This is a genomic window from Pseudoalteromonas sp. PB2-1 (assembly GCF_045040605.1).
In the GTDB taxonomy this organism is placed as follows: domain Bacteria; phylum Pseudomonadota; class Gammaproteobacteria; order Enterobacterales; family Alteromonadaceae; genus Pseudoalteromonas; species Pseudoalteromonas arabiensis.
Genome location: NZ_CP090667.1, coordinates 414,968 through 435,028, shown reverse-complemented (window position 1 = coordinate 435,028; position 20,061 = coordinate 414,968). Strand labels below are relative to the sequence as shown.

Sequence of the window (20,061 nt, the reverse complement as noted above, 5' to 3'; positions counted from 1 at the left end):
TATAGCTAAATTATTGAAAGCAGCTAAATTTTGCATGCATTTTCCGCTATAAGAAACGCTTAGACAATGATTTTTTGTCCCAGATCAACCTGTTGCCATAAATGATGATGCAACTTATCTAGCTGTTGCCATTGTTTTTTCTGCAACCAGTCGACTAATGGGGCCGGATCACTCGGAAAATTCAGTTTTTTATTTTGGGGGGATTGAAGCCAATCATCCATTGCATTTGGATTCAAATAGCTCATTACATGAGCAGCCCCCATCGCTAATAACGTTTGTGCATTAATCCCTTGCTCAAATTGTTTGCCAAGCGGCTTTAAGAGTAGCTTTTTGCCTAATTGTAACGCTTCACTGGCAAGCTCAAACCCTGCATTACCGATAACGCCCCCCGCATTGGCTAAATCATTTAAAAAGCCGACTCTTGATGGCGCACGCAAATGAATATTCCCCACCGAGCTATCCTTGGCATTGGGGTGATAGCAATAGAACTCACGTTCAGGGAAATCCTTCAAATAATCAACAACACTGTCTAGGTTTTCAAATGGTAAATATACAAGTACTTTGTTTTCGACCATTACAGGGTTGTCATGGTGATGATTTGCAATAAATGGTGGAATAATATTCTCAGCGTAAGGTTGCCAGTGCACACCTAGATAAACATTCGCTGGTGCATAATTACGTATAAGTGCACGCCGCAAGAAAGCCCGACCAAACATAGGCACTTTATCTGATAAAAATGCAGCTTGATGGCTCATACCCACTACAGGTACACCTTGCTGCCTTGCCGCCCACGCTGTAATAGGCTCAAAGTCATTGAACACTAAATCATAGTGGCGTAAGTCTAAGTTTTTAATATCTTTTAATAGCTGTAAAGGGCGTGCATTCTTTAGGGTTTTTATACTATCAACCTGCCCTGATTTACTATTAAACGATAAACCCCGAAATGTTCTGTAGTCGGCAAAATCGTCCATATCAAAGTAATCAAGCTCAGTTCGACCAGAAAACACATAGTCTACCTCAACATCCAATGCACTAAAGGTCGTTGCCATGACACGAGCACGTGTAATATGACCATTTCCCGTCCCTTGGATACCATATAAAATTCTCATAGATATTCCACCACCATTACAGCTAACATTGCACAACACGACCCCATCGCCGCCCCTATTAATACATCGGCAGGATAATGCACCCCAATTATCACTCTTGATATGGCGACACCTGATGCCCACATAAAACAGACAAATGAAAGCTCAGGAAAATAAATAGCCAATATTGTGGCCACGACAAATGCCCCTGCACTATGCCCTGACGGTAAACTAAACTGGTCACTCGGGATCAAATAAGCACCTTGAACTAAGCAATCACATGGACGCACCCTTGCAATCCGCTTTTTTGCTAAGAAATAGATAGGCCGTTCTATCGCGAAGCCCAGCAATAGGCACTGTGCAAGTTGCTGAAAGTGTAATTGCTCTGTAAACCACCAAAGACCAATGAGCAACACCAAATATAACCCGCCATCTCCCGTCTTTGATAAACCGATTGCTGACTTTTTCACCCAGTTTGGAGAAGCGTCATTGAAGACACTCAAAAACAGCTGCTCATCAACCTTTGCTAACCTTGTAAGTATGTTGTTTGCCATGGTGAGCTCCTTGTCATACTTTGCGCCTAATTTTTATACTCATCTCAGCTTAGGCGTTAAAAATAACAATTAGGTGACGCTTTTGAGACACTAATGTTGCGGTGTACAAAATCCTTTGATTTAAACCAATAAACCCACATTAAGTCGTTGTTATTGAGTTGTATCAAGGTATACTGAATACTAAACAGACAGTCTCTTTAGAGGATGAAAAAATGGATTACAGCACTTCGGATTTATGCGACCACTTTGCAGATGTGGTTGATGTGCTCGAACCAATGTTTATTAATTTTGGTGGACGCCCAAGCTTTAGTGGTCGAGTAAAAACTGTTAAATGCTTTGAAAACAATGAGCTGATCCGCGAGATTTTATCAACAGATGGAACTGATAGCGTTCTACTCGTTGATGGTGGCGGTTCCACTCGCCGTGCATTAATCGATATTGAGCTGGCTGAAATTGCATTGGAAAATAATTGGCAAGGCATCATCGTTTACGGTGCAATACGTCATGTTGATGAGTTAGAAGAACTCGACTTAGGCGTTCAAGCGATTGCTTCGATTCCCGTTGCAGCTGACAGCGAAGGTGCCGGCGAAGATGGCATTGGTGTTAACTTTGCAGGAGTGTCGTTTTTTGATGACGACTTTATCTATGCAGATAGCACTGGCATTCTTTTATCTGCCGAAGAATTAGAGTTAGAAGTAATAGAAGAAGACTAAACTCGGTGACTGATTACCTTAAAATTTATGAACGAGCGGCTGTAGAACATTTATGTACACGCCGCTTAAATGAACAAAAAGCATGGCAAGCACTGTCTTTATTGGATACCCATGTTAATGCCCAACAAGCTTTAATTGATGCGAAACATTTCGGTATTCGCTATGTATTAGTTGGGGTATGTGAAGATATTGGCCCACGAGCAAATTTAGGTAATGGTGGCTCACACCAAGCATGGCCTGCCTTTTTAAAGCGATTTCTTAACCAGTCACATAACCAGTTTTTAAATCACGAGCGTGTATTATTGCTAGGCGAAGTGGCACTTGATGATTTACACCAACAAGCCACACACCTTGATAATAAAAACGATGACGATTTGGCTAAGCTACGCCAGCTTTGTGCACAAATAGATACCCGCGTTGAGCACGTGCTTGCGATGATTTTCGCTGCTGGTTTAGAACCTATCGTTATTGGCGGTGGACACAACAATTGCTTAGGAATTTTGCGAGCCTTAAGTAAACAGTATAATAAACCAGTTCATGCTATAAACCTTGACCCTCATGCAGATTTTAGAGCATGCGAAGGTCGTCACAGCGGCAATGGCTTTAGGTATGCCTTTGAAGAAAATCATCTCGCTGATTATCACGTCATTGGCTTGCATGAGTTTAAAAATAATCAAGCGATCCTTGATGCACTCAAAAGTGCTCACTTCACCTTTGATAGCTATCAAGATATCCAAGTACGTCGTACTATTGACCTATCAACTGCATGCAAACAAGCAACAGCGCGTTTAAGTAAAGCGCCATTAGGAGTTGAAGTCGATCTCGACAGTATTTCACTCATGCCTGTGAGTGCTTATACAAACTGCGGGTTTAGTGTCGCTGATGCAGAACACTTTGTACATGTAGCAGCAAGCAACAGCAATGCGCATTACTTGCACTTATGCGAAGGTGCGCCCTCACAACATCCGGTTGGTTTAGAAGCAGGAATGAACGATGCTGGCCAAATCATCACCGCCCTTGTGAACGCTTACTTACAAGCCAGGGAAGCAGGTTAGTTCGAGGTTAAGATTGTAGGCGCGATTTTATATCGCGCAATTTATATCACGTAATAAGCAACGTGGGGTAAACCCACAGCTATAATCATTGATGCTCTAAGCGCCACTGTTTTAACCAAGACATCATCCCTACACTACTCAATGGATAACTAAAATAATATCCTTGAGCCGCATAGGCATTAAGCGACTTAACAAACTTAAGATGCTCTTGAGTTTCTACTCCTTCACATATTACTTTTGCATTGTTTTGGTTGTGCATATCAACCATACCAGACACTAAGCTACGCACTTGGCTTTGATGAGCAAAGTCAGCGGTGAGCGACGGAGCTACTTTTATGTACTCGACATTTAAGTTTGGCAGTTTTGAAAGTAAAATAGGAGTATCACCAAACCCATCTACACATAATTTGATACCAATACTATTTAATCTGGCTATCATCGCTTTGCCTTGGTCATCAAGATTCATAAACAAATCAAGTGGGCATTCAATGATCAAGTCACCAATCTCTAAGCGGTGTTCACTGAAAATACGATCAACAAATTCAATAAACTCTTCATTGAGCATTTCGGGGCCAAACACATTAATACTTAAAGGAAGCTCAATCCCTTCCATTCTCAGCGCCATCGCAAGCTCTGCAGCTCGCTCTATTACATACGCAGCGACAGGATAACCAAGCCCTGCAACACGTATATCATCAATGAACTTATTAGCAGCCAAAATACCTTGCTTTGGGTGCTGCCATCGCAATAGTAACTCTAAAAACTCTATGCGCTCATCACTATTACGTATAATCGGTTGAAAATACAGCTCTAATTCACTGGCAAAATCAAGGTTAGACAGCTCGCGCAGTCGTGCTTGTTGTTCAAGCTGTTCAACCATCATATTTGCATGATAAGGCACAATTTCCTTATTTGGGTTGGCATCAAGCGCAAGGTTGGCAAACGAGAGCAAATTATCAAAACTATGTTCTGGATTATCACAACCAACATAGCTGGCTCTGACTTTCACTTCAATGGTGCAATTTGCCACATTAAATGGCTTTAAGGTTACTTGTCTAATTTTATTAATTAATTGCTCATGATGATGTTGTTGCTCTTCAAGTGAACAAATAAACGCAAAATTTAATCCACCTAAATGAGCAAGCTTCTCATGAAGTCCCGAAGGAGCCGCGACACTAAGCACAGAATCTGATTCTAACTGATGTTTTATACGGCTGGCTGATTGTGCAAGCAACAAGTCTCCAAAATCACGACCTATATGCTGATTTACACTTTCAAAGCCTTCTAAACGTATCACGACTAAAGCGCAATTATTCGGGTGTTGCTGTCGAAAGTGTAAAAAGCCATCTTGCAGCGCTTTGCGATCAGGCAAGTCACTTAAAGGCGTTTTATCTATTTCATTATGGTGAGTTAATAAAGAAGGAACTTCTTCCTCTTCGTTGGCTTCTTCGTAGTTGAAAAAGCCCGACACAGTCAGCATTATTACCGCAGATACGAGCCAATAAAAAGCAACATCCAATAATAAATGGGCAGAAAACAACACCGCAAAACACAATGCTGCTGTGACACTTATAATAATGGCTAGCCAATTAGTGGTTCTGAATGCTTGCCAAAGATGGAAGCAAAAACTGATCGCCAAAAGCAAAATCAGCCAAGGCTCACTTAAACTCAGGATAGCAAGGCCAAGCATACCATTGACTACTAGGCTGAGTCGTAAAATAGGATTTTGAGTCACACACAGCGCACATACCATAGCCATAAACAGTGCACCTGCCAAAAACACAGCAATGACATCTCCACTCACAAAGAGAAGACTTGTACTGGCACTTGTTAAACTAGCAATCAATGACATGTAATCCAAACTGTGTAAAAGTTCTATCTAATTTAGTCTACCCAAAATCCACAGATTTGACAGTTTATTTACACCAAACTGATAACTTAATTGTGCAGGATGAGATATTTGCCAATGGGCAATATCAGCACGAGCACCCACTTTTAAGACGCCACGATCATCAAGACCCAATGCACCTGCGGCGTTTCGTGTCACCCCAGCTAACGCTTGCTCTGGGGTCATACGAAAAATAGTACATGCCATATTCATCATCAAATGCAAAGAGCACAATGGCGAGGTACCTGGGTTAAAGTCAGTAGAAATAGCAATGGGCACTTGGTACTGCTGTAACAGCTCTATTGGCGGATATTTTGTTTCTCTTAAGAAGTAAAAAGCACCCGGTAATAATACTGCTGCAGTACCCGCTTTCGCCATAGCTTGAATGCCTGCCTCATCAAGATGTTCAATATGATCGGCTGATAAGCCATTAAATTCAGCGACAAGCTCTGCACCATGCTGATTTGATAACTGCTCAGCATGCAATTTAACCGGTAAGTTATATTTCTTCGCGGCTTCAAATACACGCCGTGTTTGCTCATTGCTAAACCCGACATTCTCACAAAATGCATCGACCGCATCAGCTAAGTTGGCCTGAACGACCCGTTCTAACATCTCACCACAGACAAGATCGATATACTCATCGCTACGACCTTTATACTCTAAAGGTAGTGCATGGGCGCCTAAGAAGGTCGTTTTCACATCAACCGGATGGTTTTCACCTAATAAGCGCGCAACTTCAAGAAGTTTAATTTCGTTCTCACAATCAAGGCCATAGCCTGATTTAATTTCAACCGTTGTCACCCCTTCTGAAAACAGCGCATTCAAACGCTCTTTTGCTGCAACAAATAATGTTTCATGATCAGCTTCACGCGTAGCACGAACTGTGCTTGCAATCCCCCCGCCATTTGCAGCTATCTGCTCATAACTGACACCTTGCAGTCGTTGTTCAAACTCTTCGGCACGGCTTCCAGCAAAAACAAGGTGAGTATGACAATCAATTAAACCGGGTGTAAGCCACTGCCCTTTCACTGACACAGTTGGGGTAGCTAATGCATCAAACTTTGGTAGCTCAGCTTGTTTCCCTAACCAAGCAATCTTGCCATCTTTAACAGCAATAGCGCCATTTTCGATAGCACCATAGGGTGCATCAATAGCAGGGTTCATGGTAGCAATATTGGCATCTGTAATTAGTAGATCCCAGTGTGACTCATCATTGTTCATTGTGTGCATTTTTCACCTATACTAAATTTTGCAGTGCCCTGACTTAGCTTTGCTCTCAAGCAGGTAAGCTAAAATAGACGTAAAGTTTATCAAGTCACCTTGTATATACAAGATAATTATGCCACCTTGTAACATACTATTAACTTTATACACCCGCCTTCAATGAGCATCACTAAATTCGCACAGATAAAGCAATTTATAGTTGATAATATTCGTTCCGGCCAATGGCAAGAAAACGATCGAGTACCGTCAGAGAATGAGTTAACGAATCAATTCAAAGTAAGTAGAATGACTGCAAGACGAGCATTAAGTGAACTGACAGATGCTGGTATTTTAACTCGTAGCCAAGGACTTGGAACCTTTGTTGCCAGTTTAAAGTCACAGTCTTCTCTCCTTGAGATAAAAAATATTGCCGATGAAGTAAAAGCTCGAAATGGCCAATACAGCTGTACTGTTTTAGTAATGGAATCAATACAAGCCATTGCACCTATTGCCATAGCATTAAGTGTTGATGTTGATAGCCATGTGTATCGAAGTGTTATTGTCCACAATGAAAATGAGCAACCACTACAAGTTGAAGAGCGTTTCGTCAATCCAAAGCTGGCTAAAGATTATTTGCAACAGAACTTTCACACCCTGACTCCCCACGAATATCTCTCAAGTGCAGCCCCATTAACAGAAGCAAGACACACTGTTGAAGCAATTATGCCAAACAGTGAAATGTGTCAGTGGCTCAACCTTTACAATGAAGAGCCTTGCCTGCAGGTTATTCGTCGAACTTGGTGCTCTGAGGGGATCGTAAGCTTTGCACGTTTAGTCTCCCCCGGCAGTAAGTATAGGCTAGGAGGGCATTTAACCTTTAAAAAATAACCGCTTAAATTGACCACTGATATTGAAAACCTAAAGACTCAATAGCCGATCCATCAATGATTCGCATCTTGGCCTCATCGCTGGTGAAACTTGGCTCAGAGGTACCCTGCTCGGCACACTTTTGTTGGTAATAATCAACTTTCGTTGGATGAGCAGGGTTGACTACATTATAGATTGCAGATGCATTAGGCCAACCTTCGATCAACTTGAAAATAGCATGAATAACATCGTCTCGATGCACCATATTGACGAGCTGTTGACTTGAACTCTTAAGCTCCTTACCTGCGACAAACCGCCCAGGTTCGCGGTTTGGCCCAACTAACCCCGCCAGCCGCAATACTTTACCACCCGCTTGCAGCACGCATTGTTCAGCATCATACAACAGCTGTTGGCGAGGTGACGAACATTCAATAGTACTTTGCTCTGTGTATGTATTATCAGCGTTGTTATATACACCCGTTGAAGAACATAAAATAAAGCCTCGGCATTGCAGCGATTTAGCTAACTCTAGACTGGCGGAAAGCGTCGCTAGATAATCACTTTGAGTGTCGCGGCTTTTAGGTGGAATAGCACATACCCACCACGCGTCTTTTAAAGAGACAGTATGCTTTAATCCACCTGATTGTAATATCAATTGGCGTTGAAAGTCGTGGTCATGCTTGACCTCTCTTCCAGTGCCTTGCACCTGCCAACCTAATTCATTTGCCTTAAGACAAAGTGCTTCACCTAGCCAGCCAGCACCTAGCACTACTAATTTATTATCATTAACAACCACTTGGTAACATCCTCTTGTATTATGTATTATTTTATTAACAAACTTTACTTTGTCTTGTAGCGATTTGGGTGCAAATATGATTAGATAGATTACTCTAGCTAATAATAAAAACACGTGCACCTATGTTAAACAACCTCTCTTTACGTAAAAAAATATTACTTCTTATCGGTGGGACGATCAGTGTACTACTTATCATCGCATCGAGCTTTTTTGTTAGTCACATCGCTGACTTATCACGACAAGCAATTCAGCGAGAAGCTGACAGTTACCTACAAAGTGAGCGACTTTCAATGCAAGGTTACTTTGCTCGCTATGGTAAAGTTGTTGAAACTTTTATTACTAACCCACATTTAGTGAATTGGTTTGAAAATTGGACTGAGCGTGATCAACCACTTGATAACCAACCTGGGTACAACAGCATCAATCAAGACTTTGTACGCATTAGTGGTAATGATGACAATATTCTATCTGCTTTTTTTGCCTCAGCAACCACCGGTGAGTACTTTAAAGAAAATGAACGTACTACACACTTTAACGGTGACCCTTATTACGCTTATAAACGTGGTTGGTGGCAAGATGCTCTAGCAATAAACAAGCTCTATGTCGGCCCTATTTCCGTTGACTTAACCACAGGCAATGCGTCAGCGGTTGTACAACAACCAGTGTATAACAAACAAAATAAACTCATTGGTTTTGGTGGTGTCGACTTACAGCTCAACAATATTAACGACATGGTCGAAAATATTCGTTTCAATGGTCAAGGATTTGGTTTTTTACTTGATGGCAACCAAAAAGTTGTGCACCTTTCGAAACGAACAGGTCACAAACTATCAATTACCGACGAAGGCCCAAATGGCAAAGAAGGCCTAGAAGCGCTAGAGAAACAGTTTAACGATACATCAGGCTTTAGCGAATTAAATCGCATTATGAAAAGTAAAAAAGACGGTAGTAGCTTCATCACTTTTAAAGGTGAGCAGTATTACGTTGTCTTCAATCGCCTTGAATTAGAAACCCCTTATCTTGATTGGTATGTAGGTATTTTAATTCCGACCAGCATGATTGATGAGCCTGTCAATGATGCGGTAATGACAACCACAACATCAGTGTTCATTATTCTTACGATTATCATTGCAATGATCTTTTGGGCTACGCAAATGATCACCAAACCGCTGACTAAACTAACTTACATTATGCGTGATATCGCCTCAGGAGATGGCGACCTGACACAAAAAATTGATATAAAAAGTCACGATGAAGTGGGCCAATTAGCCCTGCATATGAACACCTTTATTGATAAATTGCGTGCAATGATGCTCAATACTGCAGCACAAGCGGAGCAGTTAAGCCAAGCAGCTTCACAGCTAAAAACAGTATCTCAAAAGACCAATGATGAAATTCAACAAGAAAAGCGACAAGTAGACAGTGTTAGTGCAGCTGTCACTGAAATGGCCTCAACAGTACTCGAAATTTCGCGCAATGCACAAAATACCAATAATGCAGCTGAACAAGTACAAACCATTACTGTTGATGGCACAAACCGTTCTACACAGGCTCAATCAGTCATGACCGCATTGGCAAGCCACATTGGTGAAGCGTCTAAAGTCGTTGCTGGTCTTGAGCAAGAAAGCGGTAATATTGGTGCCGTCATCGATGTAATCAACTCTATTGCAGAACAAACTAATTTACTGGCCCTTAATGCTGCCATTGAAGCAGCGCGTGCAGGCGAGCAAGGTCGAGGTTTTGCAGTGGTTGCTGACGAAGTACGTTCATTAGCTAGCCGTACGCAAGAGTCAACAGATGATATTCGTAATATGATCAGCAGGTTACAGCAGAGTGCTCAACAAGCATCCACGATGATGCAACAAGGGCAAGAACGCGCTGAGGGCTCTGTTGAACAAACACAAATTGTACTGACAGCACTGCAAGACATCGCACAATCAGTGACAAACGTACAAGATCAAAGTCATCAAATTGCGACCTCTACGGAGCAACAAACAGTGGTGGCAGAAGATATCAATAACAGCCTTGCGGCTATTAATCATTTAGTGAATAGCACAGCAGATCATGCTCATGAATTGGCTGATGAAGCCCGTGATTTGAATGAATTAGCAGTGTCACTAAATAGAACTGTTAATCAGTTTAAATTATAAAGATAAATTGCTGATGTGATTAAAAACCCGATATCACCTGAAGATGATAATATCGGGTTTTTATCGTCAGCCTTCCCTGTTACCTGTGGTGCAACTGCTTTCGCATGATCCATAAAGTCTTGCCACTGCTGCTTATTCCATAAAGCAACTCCTTGCTGATCCGTTCCTTGTTTTGATTGCGTTTGTACTTGTTCCATATAGTCACCTCCTTACGCTAGCTTCATCCATTTTAGGTTCCTTACCATTTGCTGCTCCTTAGCAATTATCCTTTCACCTTTTCCATAAAGCGTTGCCATTGTGCGCTTGTCCATAACGCCTTGTTACTTCCTTGCTTTCCATTGTGCTTTGCTACGTTTTCCATTATGTAACTCCTTGCGGTTTATAATCCGTTACTCCTACAGCGTTTCCTTGCTGTGCTCCTAAATCATCCTTGTGTGCAATTATCGTTTAGCAATAATATACACAGCATGAATCAAGCCTGGAATGTACCCTAATAGAGTTAAAAGAATATTAATCCAGAATTGTGCACCTAAACCTACCTGTAAAAATACACCTAATGGGGGAATTAAAACTGACAATATAATGCGAATTAAATCCATGATTCACTCCTTGAAAATAAAATAAAAACCCAGCCAAAGCTGGGCTTTCATTAATTACTTATTATTCAGCAACAATCGTTAATTCATCGATTACTTTGCGAACATCTTCAGCATTTTCTGCAATGCTTACTGCAAGTTGTTTTTCAGCTTCAGATTCAACGGTACCTTTAAGGGTTACAACACCATTATCAGTATCTACATCGATATCAGTACCACCTACTTCTGAGTTAAATAGGAAGCGTGTAGTAATTACAGTGCTGATTTTTGCATCTGTTAAGTCACTTTCAGCTGAGTCGCCCATATCTTTTTTGGCGTGCTTAGTCTTCATGTCTTTTACAACTGTAAGCTTGTTTTCAACATCAGTTACGCCGTCTAAGCTCAGTACTAGCTCTTCCGCTAATTCTTTATCAAGCTCACTTTTCACTTTACCAGTTAGTACAACCTTGCCATTTTTTACATCTGTGTTGATATCAAAGTTGTTTAGATTTGTGTTCATTAAAAGAACAGTTTCTGCCTTACCATCAATCCAAGCATCTTTACTTTCATTTTCCCAGCTGCTTGCCTGAGCTGACATGCTAGTAGCACCAATAACTAACGCGGCAATCATAGACTTGTTGAATGTATTCATAATCTTTCTCCTTTTGATTAAAGACGAATTAACTAATGCGACTTTAATGCCAACTATTTAACCCTTATATATCAACACCTTATGGATTTAGTCATATAATGGTTATATTCTTCTCGGTAACAATTTACAGGCTGCTCGGTAATAAGTTCACAATGTTGCAAAAATGACCAATTAGTTGCAGATAATATTAATCTATGGTTAATTTAACGAAGTTACTAACAAGCCAAAAAACACAATACATTGATTTTTATATAAATAAACTTTGGCCTGAGCTTTGCTACATATCCAATAACAGAACAATCACTTTATAATTACAACAGGGAACTACCATGGCCGTTAAACTTGAAGATCGCCCAATCGATCAAGTAAGAGAAGAAGTCATCGATCAACTCATTTATAACTACAGTCATGCCGTTATTTCAGCTGAGGCATTTGAACGCCGACTAGATCAAGCAATGGCAGCCACCAGCAACGAAGTACTTGTTGAGCTTGTTGCTGACTTAGCGCTAAAAGCTGATACTGATTACAAATCACATAAACATGCTCAATTTAAACCTCACTACAGTCATAGCAATGATAATGAAAACTTACAGTTACGTAGTATTCTTGGTTCAAATGAACGCAGCGGCCAGTGGCTTGTGCCAAAAGAAATTCACCTCACAAACTGCCTAGGTTCAATTGAGCTCGACTTTAGTGAAGCGATTTTCCAGCATCAGCATGTCACTATTTACGTAAACTGTATTTTAGGTAACGACGAGATCTACGTGCCTGAACATGTCAATGTGGTATCTAAACTGTTTAGCGTTATTGGCAGCGTAGAAAACAAGTCAGTTGCTCTAAATAAAGGTCAGGGCCCAACCATTACCATTGAAGGTAACGTATGGCTAGGCTCAGTGGAGATCAAAGTAAAGCGTACCATGAAAGAAAAGTTCATCAGCTTTGCCAATAGCCTAAAAGCCAGTTGGAAAGAAATGAATAGGGTGCAGTAAAAGTTGCGAGGTATTGTAGGCGCGATTTTACATCGCGCAATAGGTAACCAATGACGCGGGGTCAACCCGCAGCTACAACTACCGCGCGACATAACTTTCACGGCAACATCAAAGATCATTATTCCTTTCACTTGGAATATCACTGAAATACTCTACAAACTCAACTTCAAAACCTGCGGGGTCGATAAAGTAAACATTTTTTCGGTATGGATTTTCTGGACCCCGTTTATCAATTTCATAACCGGCTGAAACAAGACGTTCAATGACGGCGTTAATGTCGTTTGTCACATAAGCAAAATGGGCAAGGCCAACTTGATGACCCGCTAAATCACGATTTTCATCTTCACCGTTATCACTCAGTGCAAGGTATTGGTAATCATCACCAAAGTGCAGCCATTTGCGTGGTTTGCCAGACCATGTGCTGTCACCTTGACTACGCACACGCCAGTGCGGGAATGCGACTTTATAAAAGTGCAGCATGGCATCAACATTACTAACAACAAGGTTTACGTGTTCTAAATACATGATGGATTTCCTTTTTATTTTTAAACTGCCACCAAGATAAAACCTCAAGTTAAGTTTAGGTAAAGCGCTTTTTCAAATAAAAAAACCCCACTAAAGTGAGGCTTTTAAAAAATGATTAGTTATTTATGAATTAACTACCCGCAATCTGCATTTGTTCAATTAATACAGAGCCTGTTTGAATACCGCCACGGCGCTCGATGTCACCACCTAAGCCAACGACCGCTTTAAACATATCTTTTAAGTTACCAGCAATGGTGATTTCACTTACTGGGTATTGAATTTCGCCACTCTCAACCCAGAAGCCCGCTGCGCCACGTGAGTAATCACCAGTCACTGTGTTCACACCTTGGCCCATAAGTTCAGTCACTAATAAACCTGTGCCCATGGTTTTTAATAGCGCGTTCAAATCAGCATGCGTTTGCTCAACTAACCAGTTATGAATACCACCAGCATGACCCGTTGGTGCCATAGACAGTTTGCGTGCTGCATAGCTTGCTAACAGGTAAGTTTGCAGCTCACCACCTTGAATAATTTCACGATCAACGGTTTTTAAACCTTCAGCATCAAACGGTGAAGACGCTAAACCTTTTAATAAATGCGGGCGCTCAGAGATATTCACACAATCGCTAAAGACTTTAGTCCCTAAGCTATCAAGCAAGAAACTCGATTTACGATAAAGCGCACCACCGCCAATCGCCGACACTAAATGACCGAATAATGAATTGGCAATATCTGCTCTAAAGATAACAGGCACTTTCATAGTACCGAGCTTTTGGCTATTAAGTTTAGCCAAGGTTTCTGTTGCCGCTTCGAGGCCCACTTTTGCAGCGTCGTTTAAATCATCTTTATGGCGCGCTACAGTATACGCAGAATCGCGCTGCATTTGCTCGCCTTCTTTACCAATCACCATAGTGCTAATGCTATGACGCGTGCGCGGGTAACCTGCAACCATGCCATGGCTGTTACCATAAACACGTAAACCTTGGTGAGAAGAAAAACTCGCCCCATCTGAATTGACAATACGCTTATCGGCGTTTAGTGCCGCCTGCTCTGCTTGATGACAAAGTTCAATACCTTGCTCTGGGCTTACTTCCCACGGGTGGTATAAATCTAAATCGAGCGGCGCAAACTCAAGTAGCTCTTTATCAGCGATTCCATTGTATGGATCATCAGAAGTGAATTTTGCGATATCAATGGCTTTTTCGACCACTGTACGTAATGTTTTAGGGTTTAAGTCGGCCGTTGAAGCAGAGCCTTTGTTATTACCCACATAAACACTGATACCTAAGCCACCGTCTTGGTTAAACTCTATTGTTTCAACTTCGCCCATGCGCGTGCTGACAGACAAACCTGAGGTGCTCGACATCGCCGCTTCTGCTGCAGTTGCACCGAGCTTTTTTGCATGCTCTAGCACTTCGCTGACCGCGTCTTTAACTTCAGAAATGTGTTGATAAATAGGATCTTTCATCTTGTGTGTCCTAGGTTCTGCTATTTTTTATAGTGTAACGAATGCTAACACACTGCGAGACGTGCATCAGCTAATATTAATCATTAACTAAATGACGTATAATAGCCAATAGTTAAGTTTACTGAATGAGCATCCTTATGGCGAAGAAGAAAAAGCCACTTATCGAAGAAGAAATTATTTACGTATCAAAAAGCGAATTAAAACGTGAAGCCATGCAATATCATGGTCTGGGTGCTGAAATCGCAAAAATGCCGAAAAAGCAACGTGATCGTTTACCGCTCAATCACGATTTAAAAGAAGCGTTAGTTGTTTCTGATAAAGTCAGTGATAAGAGTGATGCTTACCGCCGTAACTTAAACTACATCGCCAAAGTATTACGTACCACAGAAAACGTGGACGAAATTCAGGCCATGATTGACATCATGCTGAACAAAAATAACCAAGCTGATGTATTAATGAATAAAATCGAAAAGCTTCGAGATGATTTAATCAAGCAAGGTGATGACTTAATTAATCCAACAATTGAGCAATATCCAGCGCTTGAGCGCCAAAAAATGCGCCAGTTAGTGCGTGGCGCTGCCAAAGAAGTCAAAGCAGAAAAACCAGCTAAGAGTTACAAAGAATTATTCCAGTATCTGAAAGATGCAATTATGGTTTAAATCCCTTCGCGCGAAATAAATTTCACGCCTACATCAATCGTAGCCGTCATGCTTGCAGGGCGCGTTTGAAACACCACACAACCTGAAACCTTTGCGCGAAATAAATTTCACGCCTACATCAATCGTAGGCGTCATGCTTGCAGGGCGCATTTGAAACGCCACACAACCTGAAAACTTTGCGCGAAATAAATTTCACGCCTACATCAATCGTAGGCGTCATGATCGCAGGACGCGTCTGAAACGCCACACAACCTGAAACCTTTGCGCGAAATAAATTTCACGCCTACAGCCAAATACTATTCCAAAATGGATAATCGCCGACGCTTTTAACTAAATTGGCACGTAGAGGATTGGCAACTATATAACGAGCTTGGTTTAATAAATCACTTTCATCTCTAATCAAGTGATCATAAAAATTACCTTGCCAGATAACTACTTTCCTGCCCATTTTCTTGCGAATAGAGAGAGTTACTAGGCTTTTATAATGCTTTACAACTTGAGATAAATTGTGCTTTGGATACAACCGAAATATCCAATGTAAATGATCCGGCATTAACACAAAACAGATTGTTTCTACTTTATCTTCTAAATAATAAAGGGTCTTAGCTGCAATAGCGCCATGACAGAAGTCTTTGAAAATAGACTGCCGCCCGTAACAACACAAAGTTACCGAATAGTAGCTATTTGCTTTTGAAATACGCCCTTTAAGTCTCTTCTTTGATGATACCATCTCGTACCCATTTCAGTTAAACTAAAAAATGAGCATAAGCAGTAATACAAAAATGTAAAACAAAAAAGGCTCTGAGCGTTCACTCAGAGCCTTTTTTAAATCAATAATCAATTACCAGATTTTTACACGATCCTCTGGTTTGATATACATCTTGTCGCCTTCTTTTACATCAAACGCCTGATAGAACTCTGGCATGTTTGAAAGAATACCGATTACACGGTAATGGCTTGGTGAATGAGGGTCTGTCATTAGGCGGTTACGTAACTCTTCGTCACGGTACTTACGACGCCAAATTTGTGACCACCCCATGAAGAAACGCTGATCACCTGTGTAACCATCAATGATAGGCGCTTTTTCATCACCCAGTGATAATTGATAAGCAGTATAAGCGACGGTTAAGCCGCCTAAGTCACCAATGTTTTCACCAAGTGTAAGCTCACCATTTACGCTAGCATCTTCAAATGGCTTGTATTCATTGTATTGAGCAACTAACTGGCCGGTGCGCTCTTCAAACTGTTTAAGGTCTGATTCGCTCCACCAGTTACGTAAGTTACCGTCACCATCATACTTAGCACCTTGGTCATCAAAACCATGACCTAGCTCGTGACCAATTACCGCACCAATTGCACCATAGTTAACAGCATCATCTGCTTCTAGGTTAAAGAATGGTGGTTGTAAGATAGCCGCTGGGAATACAATTTCGTTGTTCACTGGGTTATAGTAAGCATTTACTGTTTGTGGTGTCATATGCCACTCAGAACGATCAACAGGCTTACCTAGTTTTGCCGTCATATCTGCAAATTCCCACTCACTATGGCGAATGTAATTACCCACTAGGTCATCACCTTTCATTTCAAGTGCTGAGTAGTCTTTCCACTTATCTGGGTAGCCAATTTTAGGTGTGAACTTATCAAGTTTTGCTTTCGCAGCAATTTTTGTTTCTGGGCTCATCCACTCAAGGTTTTCAATTGCTACTGCGTAACCTTTGATCACGTTATCAACTAACTCTTCCATGCGCGCTTTCGCTTCAGGCGGGAAGTTGTCTTTAACGTACACTTTACCCAACATTTCACCTAATACACCGTTTGATGCATCAACGGCTTTTTTCCAAAGTGGTGACTGCTCTGTCACACCGCGCAGTGTTGTGCTGTAGAAATCAAAGTTAAGATCAACAAGCTCTTTATCTAATAGCGCTGAGTAGTTACTTACAAAGTGGAACTTAAGGTAGTTCTGCCAAGTTGCTAAGTCTGTATCACTGTAGATACCTGCAAATTTTTCTAGGTAGCTAGGTTGGCGAACAATGACATCTTCAGTCTTGATGCCTGACGCATCAAGGTAAGCAGCAAAATCAAAGTCACCAGTAAGTTTGTTGGCATCTGCAACGCTCATCTTGTTGTAAGATTTAGTTGCATCACGGCTTTCTACTCGGCTCCACTGTGCATCAGCAATACGTGTTTCAAGATCAATAATAGCTTTAGCCGCAGATTCTGCATCAGCGACACCCGCTTTGCTTAAGATAGCGGTTACGTATGCTTGATAAGCTTCACGAATTTTTGTGAATTTTTCATCATCTTTTAGGTAGTAGTCGCGATCGGGTAAACCTAAGCCAGACTGATAAACATACATCGCGTTTTCGCTAGAGTTTTTCGCGTCGTTATTTACGTACCAACCAAACGGCAAGTTACCGCCTTTAATGCGAAGTTCAGCCATTAAAGCAACAAGATCGGACTTGCTCTTTACAGCATCAACACTTTCAAGTACTGGCGATAATGGTTTGATGCCTGCCGCTTCACGAGCGGCTTCATCCATGTAGCTGTTATAGAATGCAGCGAGTTTTGCTTCATCAGAACCTGGCTTAACATTGGTATTTGCGGCCGCTTTTTCGAGTACTTCTTTCATCGCTTTTTGCGAATCATCATAAAGCTGAGTAAATGAACCGTAGTTTGATTTATCACCAGGAATGTCTGTTTTTTCTAACCATTCGCCGTTTACGTGATAGTAAAAGTCATCTTGTGCGCGAACAGACTTGTCCATGTTCGCCAGTTCAATACCTGAATTTAAAGGCGCTTTTGCTTCAGTGACGGCAGCAGTTGCTGGTGCTTTAGTTTCTTGTTCTTTTTCACCACAACCAACAAGACCGAGCGCAAGTGCAATACTTGCCGCGGTAAGTGTTACTTTTTTCATGAGGTTCCCGTACTTATCGTATAGTTAGAGGTATTTTCGAAATACTACGAATAGGCAGTCTTTCGCTTTGTCCATCATAAACCTCTCAAGCAAAACAATAAAATCGAATATGTAACAATTCTTATCAAAAGCGATGAGTCGCATATTTAAGCGATAGTGTGAAACAAATAGACGCTTATTTTGTAAGGTCGCTATTACTTAAATAAAGATAATAGTTACCTTACAAACATCCGCAGGTCGAAGCTCAATCATCTATTGTATTTGGGCTTTATAATTTAGCCATAAAATGATTTATACCAAGTAACCAACTTTGTTACACCCTCTTCTAAACCAATAGCAGGTTTGTAACCTGTTGCAGCAAATAAGTCTTGGGTATCCGCAAATGTTTTATAAACATCACCGGCCTGCATTTCTCGAAAGTTTTTCTTTGCCTCAATACCCAGCTCAGACTCGATTGCTTCAATAAACTTCATTAGATTTATAGGGCTACCATGGCCAATGTTATAAACACGGTACGGAGCAGAACTTGTCGAAGGTGAACCAGTCTCTACTCGCCAATGATCATTACGCTCTGGAATAACATCTGCCGCCCTAATAACGCCCTCAACGATATCATCAATATAAGTAAAATCGCGCCACATATCGCCATTGTTATTGATATCTATTGTTTCATCAGCAAGCATCTTTTTAGTAAAAATAAAAGGCGCCATATCTGGGCGACCCCATGGGCCGTATACAGTGAAAAAGCGTAACCCTGTGGTGGGTAAATCATATAAATGCGAGTAACTATGCGCCATTAACTCATTCGCTTTTTTAGTTGCTGCATAAAATGATACAGGATGGTCAACGCTATCTTTTGTTTCAAATGGTGTTTTTTCATTTAAACCATACACAGAACTAGAAGACGCATACACTAGATGTGCTACCTTGTTATGGCGACATCCTTCTAAAATATTTAAGTGTCCAACTAAGTTTGAATCGGCGTATGAATCAGGGTTTTCAATCGAATAACGCACACCAGCTTGAGCCGCCAAGTGAATAACGCGTTCAAACTTTTCTACTTCGAATAACTCAGCCATTTCAACGCGATTCGCTATATCAAGCTTTTTAAAAGAAAAGCGCTCATGAGATTCAAATTGAGCCAATCGAGCCAGTTTTAAGCTAACATCGTAATAATCATTTAAATTATCGATACCTATAACATCATGCCCTGCGGTCAATAGCTTTTGGCACGTCGCAGCACCAATAAAACCCGCGGCTCCGGTGACTAAATATTTCATTGTTAACCTTAAAAAAGAGGTTCAGCACTAAACGCTGACAAAAAACAAAAGTGTAGGTCAATAACCACTGAATAGAGAAGCTATGATACCGTAAACAAGTAAGGCATATACTATTAGAATATATTTATCATACGCTATTTAGTGTCGTTTTATTTTATATCAGCACTTTTGATAGAGAAAGAGGGAATTACACACCACCAAGCGGACAATGGCTTGTAGGGCGCTTTTAAATTTCACACTTTCACCAAAGCTTATTGCTCGTATTTTTGCTTTATCTTTTCAACTATTTCTACATTGGCAGCAGGAAAGGCGTAACTATCAAGTTCATTAATTGCTACCCACTTCCCTTGTTGCCCCTCTGCGCCATGAGCAGTGCCTGTGAAGTTATCAACAATATGCACATCTAAACGAACGCATTTATCGCCATAGTCATGTTCGATCACCATTAGCGCTTCACTGCCGTTAACAGTTAGATTTACTTCTTCTAACAGCTCACGCTGTAGCGCTGCAAATACGCTTTCGCCCTGCTCGACCTTACCACCAGGGAACTCCCATAAGCCGCCTTGGTGTTTGTCATCTGGACGTTTACAGATAAATAGCTGCTGATCTTTATAAATAACGCCGACTGCAACATGCACTATTTTTTTAGTCATTTTATATTTCCTCAATCATAAAAAAAGCG

20 protein-coding genes are annotated in these 20,061 nt (G+C 41.1%); 6 read left to right on the top strand and 14 right to left on the bottom strand.

All coding sequences use genetic code 11. From position 1 onward, the window contains the following. Window positions 1–59 precede the first annotated feature (59 nt). Window positions 60–1,109, bottom strand: coding sequence for an MJ1255/VC2487 family glycosyltransferase (locus tag L0Z67_RS02090; protein ID WP_062567288.1), 1,050 nt, complete (start codon window positions 1,107–1,109; stop codon window positions 60–62). Then, the gene (locus L0Z67_RS02085) at window positions 1,106–1,642 is read right to left on the bottom strand and encodes a phosphatase PAP2 family protein (RefSeq protein WP_405128401.1); all 537 of its coding nucleotides are present in this window, start codon (window positions 1,640–1,642) and stop codon (window positions 1,106–1,108) included. Before L0Z67_RS02085 ends, L0Z67_RS02090 begins: the two co-directional genes overlap by 4 nt. A gap of 212 nt (window positions 1,643–1,854) precedes the next feature. Here L0Z67_RS02085 and rraA point away from each other — a divergent pair, with 212 nt between their 5' ends. Together rraA and L0Z67_RS02075 are read left to right on the top strand one after the other, a co-directional pair. After that, window positions 1,855–2,355 (top strand): ribonuclease E activity regulator RraA, encoded by a 501-nt coding sequence (rraA, locus tag L0Z67_RS02080; protein WP_062567286.1) that lies wholly within the window; start codon window positions 1,855–1,857, stop codon window positions 2,353–2,355. 5 nt (window positions 2,356–2,360) lie between these two features. Then, entirely contained in the window at window positions 2,361–3,410 is a 1,050-nt protein-coding gene (locus L0Z67_RS02075; protein ID WP_062567285.1) for a formimidoylglutamase, read from the top strand. Window positions 3,411–3,495: 85 nt separating this feature from the next. Here L0Z67_RS02075 and L0Z67_RS02070 read toward each other — a convergent pair whose 3' ends face one another. Together L0Z67_RS02070 and hutI are read right to left on the bottom strand one after the other, a co-directional pair. Beyond that, window positions 3,496–5,169, bottom strand: coding sequence for a GGDEF domain-containing phosphodiesterase (locus L0Z67_RS02070; protein WP_193988914.1), 1,674 nt, complete (start codon window positions 5,167–5,169; stop codon window positions 3,496–3,498). Between the two features lie 120 nt (window positions 5,170–5,289). Then, on the bottom strand, window positions 5,290–6,531 hold the full coding sequence (gene hutI, locus L0Z67_RS02065) for an imidazolonepropionase (protein ID WP_062567283.1): 1,242 nt from the start codon (window positions 6,529–6,531) through the stop codon (window positions 5,290–5,292). Window positions 6,532–6,684: 153 nt separating this feature from the next. Between hutI and hutC the strand changes: the two genes are divergently transcribed. Further along, on the top strand, window positions 6,685–7,392 hold the full coding sequence (gene hutC, locus L0Z67_RS02060; protein WP_062567282.1) for a histidine utilization repressor: 708 nt from the start codon (window positions 6,685–6,687) through the stop codon (window positions 7,390–7,392). A 4-nt stretch (window positions 7,393–7,396) separates the two neighbouring features. Here hutC and L0Z67_RS02055 read toward each other — a convergent pair whose 3' ends face one another. Beyond that, on the bottom strand, window positions 7,397–8,167 hold the full coding sequence (locus tag L0Z67_RS02055; RefSeq protein ID WP_193988237.1) for an NADP-binding protein: 771 nt from the start codon (window positions 8,165–8,167) through the stop codon (window positions 7,397–7,399). Window positions 8,168–8,289: 122 nt separating this feature from the next. Here L0Z67_RS02055 and L0Z67_RS02050 point away from each other — a divergent pair, with 122 nt between their 5' ends. Further along, window positions 8,290–10,317 (top strand): methyl-accepting chemotaxis protein, encoded by a 2,028-nt coding sequence (locus tag L0Z67_RS02050; protein ID WP_062567280.1) that lies wholly within the window; start codon window positions 8,290–8,292, stop codon window positions 10,315–10,317. On the opposite strand, the gene L0Z67_RS02045 is transcribed toward L0Z67_RS02050, so the two are convergent. The 3 genes from L0Z67_RS02045 to L0Z67_RS02035 form a co-directional block, all read right to left on the bottom strand. Then, window positions 10,302–10,514: a hypothetical protein gene (locus tag L0Z67_RS02045; protein WP_062567279.1), complete on the bottom strand. Its 213-nt coding sequence runs from the start codon at window positions 10,512–10,514 to the stop codon at window positions 10,302–10,304. The two genes, L0Z67_RS02050 and L0Z67_RS02045, sit on opposite strands and share 16 nt — an antisense overlap. Window positions 10,515–10,757: 243 nt before the next feature. Further along, complete coding sequence (locus L0Z67_RS02040) at window positions 10,758–10,916, bottom strand: YqaE/Pmp3 family membrane protein (protein ID WP_064971745.1); 159 nt, start codon at window positions 10,914–10,916, stop codon at window positions 10,758–10,760. Between the two features lie 61 nt (window positions 10,917–10,977). Beyond that, the gene (locus tag L0Z67_RS02035) at window positions 10,978–11,544 is read right to left on the bottom strand and encodes a BON domain-containing protein (RefSeq protein WP_062567278.1); all 567 of its coding nucleotides are present in this window, start codon (window positions 11,542–11,544) and stop codon (window positions 10,978–10,980) included. 329 nt (window positions 11,545–11,873) lie between these two features. On the opposite strand from L0Z67_RS02035, the gene L0Z67_RS02030 reads away from it, so the two are divergent. Continuing rightward, complete coding sequence (locus tag L0Z67_RS02030) at window positions 11,874–12,533, top strand: LiaF domain-containing protein (protein ID WP_062567277.1); 660 nt, start codon at window positions 11,874–11,876, stop codon at window positions 12,531–12,533. 108 nt (window positions 12,534–12,641) lie between these two features. On the opposite strand, the gene L0Z67_RS02025 is transcribed toward L0Z67_RS02030, so the two are convergent. Beyond that, window positions 12,642–13,058, bottom strand: a complete 417-nt coding sequence (locus L0Z67_RS02025; RefSeq protein WP_062567276.1) for a VOC family protein — start codon at window positions 13,056–13,058, stop codon at window positions 12,642–12,644. Between the two features lie 130 nt (window positions 13,059–13,188). Continuing rightward, window positions 13,189–14,526, bottom strand: a complete 1,338-nt coding sequence (pmbA, locus tag L0Z67_RS02020; RefSeq protein WP_405128400.1) for a metalloprotease PmbA — start codon at window positions 14,524–14,526, stop codon at window positions 13,189–13,191. Window positions 14,527–14,663: 137 nt separating this feature from the next. On the opposite strand from pmbA, the gene yjgA reads away from it, so the two are divergent. After that, window positions 14,664–15,185, top strand: coding sequence for a ribosome biogenesis factor YjgA (yjgA, locus tag L0Z67_RS02015; RefSeq protein ID WP_062567435.1), 522 nt, complete (start codon window positions 14,664–14,666; stop codon window positions 15,183–15,185). A gap of 283 nt (window positions 15,186–15,468) precedes the next feature. On the opposite strand, the gene L0Z67_RS02010 is transcribed toward yjgA, so the two are convergent. The 4 genes from L0Z67_RS02010 to mutT form a co-directional block, all read right to left on the bottom strand. Continuing rightward, complete coding sequence (locus L0Z67_RS02010; protein ID WP_237114764.1) at window positions 15,469–15,915, bottom strand: REP-associated tyrosine transposase; 447 nt, start codon at window positions 15,913–15,915, stop codon at window positions 15,469–15,471. A gap of 111 nt (window positions 15,916–16,026) precedes the next feature. Continuing rightward, a complete protein-coding gene (locus L0Z67_RS02005) occupies window positions 16,027–18,099 on the bottom strand; it encodes a M13 family metallopeptidase (RefSeq protein ID WP_062567274.1) in 2,073 nt (690 codons plus the stop codon). A gap of 275 nt (window positions 18,100–18,374) precedes the next feature. After that, complete coding sequence (locus tag L0Z67_RS02000) at window positions 18,375–19,379, bottom strand: NAD-dependent epimerase (protein ID WP_405128399.1); 1,005 nt, start codon at window positions 19,377–19,379, stop codon at window positions 18,375–18,377. A gap of 251 nt (window positions 19,380–19,630) precedes the next feature. Next, window positions 19,631–20,032, bottom strand: coding sequence for an 8-oxo-dGTP diphosphatase MutT (gene mutT / locus L0Z67_RS01995; protein ID WP_405128398.1), 402 nt, complete (start codon window positions 20,030–20,032; stop codon window positions 19,631–19,633). Between the last annotated feature and the right edge of the window lie 29 nt (window positions 20,033–20,061).